The 5,053-nt window shown below is 70.0% G+C and carries 4 protein-coding genes and 1 tRNA gene; all 5 read right to left on the bottom strand.

All coding sequences use genetic code 11. The features are described 5' to 3' along the window. Positions 1-241: hypothetical protein (locus VF697_RS33950; RefSeq protein WP_331101553.1), on the bottom strand; the 241-nt coding region annotated here is incomplete at its 3' end. Positions 242-444: 203 nt separating this feature from the next. Then, a complete protein-coding gene (locus VF697_RS33945) occupies positions 445-2,349 on the bottom strand; it encodes a hypothetical protein (RefSeq protein WP_331101551.1) in 1,905 nt (634 codons plus the stop codon). Positions 2,350-2,422: 73 nt separating this feature from the next. Beyond that, positions 2,423-2,495, bottom strand: a tRNA-Gly gene (locus VF697_RS33940). 63 nt (positions 2,496-2,558) lie between these two features. After that, positions 2,559-4,475, bottom strand: coding sequence for an ABC transporter substrate-binding protein (locus VF697_RS33935; RefSeq protein ID WP_331101549.1), 1,917 nt, complete (start codon positions 4,473-4,475; stop codon positions 2,559-2,561). Between the two features lie 189 nt (positions 4,476-4,664). Next, positions 4,665-5,053 (bottom strand): zf-TFIIB domain-containing protein (locus VF697_RS33930; protein WP_331101547.1); only part of this gene is annotated, 389 nt, incomplete at its 5' end.

Below are 5,053 nucleotides of genomic sequence, written 5' to 3'. Positions count from 1 at the left end.
GAGCCTGGGTGCCAGCGCCCACCGAGAGCCAATGGGCCTCCTTCACGCTGTCGGGGACGGCGAGATGGGGCTGGAGGGACTCGCCGGGAGGGACGACGACGGCGCGCAGGGCCCCGCTGAAGCCATGGGAGACCAGCGCCGCGCGGGGAGCGCGCGCTTCAGGGGCCGCGGCCATGGCGTACTGAGCCAGGAGGAGCAGGGCGGCGACGGCGAAGAGGATGACGGAACGATTGAGGGGCAAGCGAGTACGAAAAGAATTCACGCGCACTCTGCACAGTTGGCCGAGAGGGAAAATTCCTTCGGACGCCCGGCTGGCCCCAGGGACCCGGGTGAACACGGGAAAAGACATGGCCGGCAACCCCTCCTCCGCGGACAGAGGGGCTACCGGCCAGGTGTGAGCGGTGGTGAAGCGCGTCCCGAGAGGCGCGGAGGGGCGAGGCCGGCTCAGCGGATGACGGGGACGACTTCCTTCGTCCACTGCGCGATGTGGTTGGACGTGGAGATGTCCTGGATGGGGAGGACGAGCGCCGGGTAGCTCGGGTCCTGGCCGAGCGCGACCTTGTCCGGGTCCACGGCAGCGATCCACAGCAGGGTGCCGCTGGTGTTCTCATCACCGGTTCCGGCCGGCGGCGGGTTGCGCAGCCCGTACTTGCGGGTGGAGGAGAAGGTGAACCACTGCAGCCGCGAGCCCGGCTCGCGCGTGCGCTGGTAGAGGAAGGGCGCCCACTTGGGGAAGGAGTTGGTGAGGCCCGTCCCGGTGTCGCGCTTGCCCGGAGCGTTGGCGCGGGCGAGCTCGATGGGCGTGGCCCCCGCCTCGGCCTTCACGGCGAACAGCCGGGCCGAGGGGTCGCTGTCTGCGTTGCAGTCCTTCACGAAGTTGCCGCTCGGGCAGGTGGACTCGTCGTAGAGGAGGAAGGTGTTGTCCGGCGAGAGGGCCGGGTAGTAGCGGTTCTTGCCCTCCACGGCGGGCACGAGCGTCACCGGCGCGCTCCAGCCCGCGCTGGTGCGGTTGACCATCTGGATGGCGCCCTTGCCGAAGCGTTGGTTGGTGCCCTTCACGCCCACGCTCACGAAGGCGATCTTCTGCCCGTCCAGGGACCAGTCGGGGTGGTTGGCCGGGTGGGTGCCGCTGCCGGTGCCCGGGAGGCTCTGCGTCTTCTTGCCGGTGTTGCCGTCGAAGAGCATCAAGTTGAAGTCGGTGGCGCCCGTGTCGGCGTAGACGCCCACGTACTGCGAGCCGTCCGGGTTCCAGGACTCGAAGATGCTCTTGTCCGGCGAGGCGGCGCCCTGGTTGTAGGGCACGAGGGGCGTCTTGCTGCCCACGTCCATCAGCACGATGCGCCCGGAGTTCTGGCCGCTGGCCTCGGCGACGAGCTTCTTCCCGTCGCGCGACAGCGCATGGCAGCCGATGCACTCGCCGCCCGCCACCTCGGGGCCGGCGAACTTCTCGCCGGTGGTCTGCGAGGCGCTCTTGAAGTCGAAGCGCATGATGGCGCTGCCGTTGGAGGTGGTCCAATAGTAGAGGCCGCCGGTGAGGTCATCGCGCGAGAAGGAGAGGGAGAGCGACGCGGCGGTGCCCACCTGCGTGCCCGAGTCATCCGTGCCGCGCAGCGTGACGGTGACGGGCTCGCCGCCGCGGTTGGTCTGGGCGAGCCACAGCCAGGTGTTGTCGTCCGGCCGGTAGATGCAGCCGCCGTTCATCGGCAGGGTGCAGCGCAGGTAGACCTTGAGGTCGGTGACGGCGTTCTGGAAGGCGAGCTCGAAGAGGGTGTTGGACGTGCCGGGCAGGAAGTGCAGCTCCGCGCCGCGCATGTTGGGCGGCATGAGCACGCCGTCGTTGGGGTAGACGAGGTCGGGCTTGCGCGTGGTGCTGGCGGGGCCGGCGAAGAGCGCCGAGGCGTTGTCGGGCGCGGTGGGGGAGGCGGGGTCCTTCACGCTCGCCTGGAGCTTCACGGACACCCGGGTCGTCCCGCGCACGGTGCCGGCGAGGGCCGAGACCGTCGTCACCCCGCCCTGGTTCTTGTAGGTGGTGAAGGTGCTGCCCGAGAAGCCGCCGATGAAGGTGTTGTCCACCGAGAAGCGGACCTCGGAGGAGATGTCGCGCGTCTTGCCGTCCGCGAAGGTGCCGGTGGCGCGGTAGCTGAGCGAGGCGGGGGTCTGTCCGGCCTCGATGACGAGCACCTGGTCCGCGGGCTCGACGGTGATGGCGGTGAGTCCGGCGAGCGGCTCGCCACTGTTGTTGCCGCCCCCCGTGGGCGGGTCACCCGTGCCTCCGTCGCATCCGGTGGAGGCCAGGAGGAGCAACGCGAGGGCAGTGGAGAGAAGAGCGGGAATGCGCATGCGGCGCATTGTCGCTCATTGAGCATCCGGCGGAAAAACAAGAGGCCGGCAGTCCCTCGGGAGGAGGAACTGCCGGCCTCAGAGCGGCGGACCGGGTTCGAACCGGCGACCCCGAGCTTGGGAAGCTCGTGCTCTACCAACTGAGCTACCACCGCGTTGCAAGCAGGCCCAAAGTAAGGACCCGGACCCGGCTTGTCAACGAGAAGTAGCGGGGGGCGCTACTCGCCTTCCTCGACGGTGAGTTGGTAGGCGTCCTGGAAGTTGGCCTCGCGGTTGCGGGCATCGCGCACCTCCAGGAGGTAGACGCCGGGCTCGGCGCTGTAGCGGATGACCTCGGGCTGGTCCCCCTTGGCGCGATCGGACGTCTGCACGAGGGACGGCTTTCCGTCCTCGCCCAGGCGGTGGAGGTAGAGGCCCACGTCCACCTTGAGGATGCCCAGCAGCGTGGCCTTCAGCGGGGTGCGCACGGGCCGCTCCGACAGGTCCAGTCGGTAGAAGTCCGAGTCCTTCACCGGGTAGACGGTGCCGCGCACCGCGCGGCCCGTCGCCAGCTCCGTGGCGCGGTCCGGGGTGTTGTTGGGCTCGCGCTCCTCGCTGCCGTTGTCGGGGACGGTGGTGACGGAGAGGCGGTAGGGCTGGTCCGCGTTCTCGTAGTCGCGCACCCATTTGTTGTCCACCTTGCGCGCGGCGCTCTGCACCCGGAAGTAGCAGGTGCCGCCGCAGGCCACGTTGTTGAGGCGCTCGGGCTCCTTGATGGCGCCCTCGTTGACGCGCTGGACCACCGTCTCCTTCTGCCCGTCGCCCTCGGGGGGCTCGATGACGGACAGCTCCAGGTCCATGCGCTCCACGCCGGCCAGCTCCAGCTTGGCCAGCACCGGCTCGGTCGTCTTCAGCATGAAGTGGTCGACGTCGCCCTTCGAGAGGAAGCCCTCCTTGTAGCCGGACAGCGGCAGGGGCGTGGCCTTGTACAGCTCGTCGTTGGGCTCGAGCTCCGCGTTCGCTCCGGCCTCCTCCAGGGACACCGTCAGCGAGTAGGACTTGTCCGAGTTGAAGCCGCGCTTCGCCTCCTTGCCCGACCCCGTCCAGCCGCTCTTCACCACCAGGTACACCACGCGATCGCTCGCCCGCACACCGATGTTGCGCAGCGTGAAGCCCTCGCCCTCCGTGCCCTTGGGCGTGGTGAAGAGGGGGGCCTCCGCCGCCGAGAGCACCGACAGCTCCGGCCGCACGCCCTCGATGGCGGTGAGCTCGATCTTCAGCGCCACCGCGGGGGGCTCCTCCGCCGCGCCCGGCTGAAGGCCCTGGCCCGGGACGGGCACGGGAACCTGGAACTGCGGCGCGCTCCCGGACGGCGGCTGTGCCTGGGGCTCCGTACCGGACGGGGTGCCCTCGCCCGTGGGGGCATTCGCCGGGGCCTCGGCCGGAGGCGGCGTCGCCTCCCCACTGGGGGCCGTCTCGGAGGAGCCGGGAGGCGGAGTGCCCTCGGGAGTCGGGGCCGAGCCCGGGGCGCTCGGAGCCGGGGGCGGGGTGGCGGGGGCGGCCGTCTCGGGCAGCTCCAGCCGGTACCAGTCCTCGTCACCCGCGTGGCCGAGGAAGCCCATCATCGCCTGGCCGAGCTGCACCGGAGAGGCATCCACGGCCCGGTCATTGGGCTCGCGCTCCACTCCGTCCTCGGGGGCGTGGTAGCGCACGTCGAGGGTGTAGGCCCCGCCGGTGCCCTTGCGCGCCGAGGCCACGCGCACCCAGCGCTCGCGCTCGACGTAGAGGTTGGGGAAGCGCTCCGGCTTGCCATCCCCCGCGCTGTTGATGAGGGCGCTGCGGATGCCGGGGCCGTCGTACACCTCCAGCAGCACGTCCCCGCCGGGGATGCCGGAGACGCTGACGTCGGCCACGCTCGGGCCGCCGGGGGCGAGCCGGTACCAGTCCTCGTCGGGCTTGGACGGATCCGCGCCCAGGCTGGCACTCACCGTCGCGTCCCTGCCGAGGGTGAGCGCCTGCTCGGTCCGCTCGTTGGGCTCCTTCTCGTTGAGCAGCTCGGGCCCGGTGACGACGGGCCCCGCGTCCGGCACCTCGCTGTCCTTCTTCGGGCAGCCGGCGAGCAGCGCGCACAGGCAGATCCACCCCAGACGTCGCATTCCGTTCCCTCGTGGCATTCGAGCGCCTACTCAATCCCCTGGCGCCCGGGTGTCAAGGTTCGCCAACAGCCGTGCTGGCGCTTTCATCCCGGGCCGGGGATTGGAGGTGCGGACAGAGGGGTGACGTTCCCGGCCCGTCTGGACGGGCCCGGAGGGTGAAGCGGGAAGGGAGACGCCCCGGGCGGGGCGTCAGATGGCGGCTGACTTCCTCTTGCCGCCGAAGTGGCGGAAGAAGTCAATGATCTCCTGCTCGGCGACCTTGGCGTCCGTGGCGTCGGCGAACTCCGACTCGAGGAACATGCCACCACAAGACTCGCAGGTGTCGTAGTGCAGGGGGTGCTGGCGATCACCACCATCCACCCGGATGAGATCCACCTGGCACTCAGGGCACTGGCCGGTGAGCGCTTCCGCGTCCACCTTGCCACCCTGGCTCTCCAGTCCGGGCAGGTTGTTGTGGAGCAGGATCCGGTTGAGATCCGCGACGTCGATCCACAGCCCGCCGCACTCTCCACACTTGCGCAACGTCTCGTGGTCCCCTTCGAGATCCACCATTTCGACGCTGCAACCGGGGCAATTCA

Origin of the sequence: Archangium sp., assembly GCF_036388035.1 — a bacterium.
Classification (GTDB): domain Bacteria; phylum Myxococcota; class Myxococcia; order Myxococcales; family Myxococcaceae; genus Archangium.
Note: the sequence above shows the minus strand (reverse complement) of the source record. Positions and strands in the feature narration are given on the sequence as shown.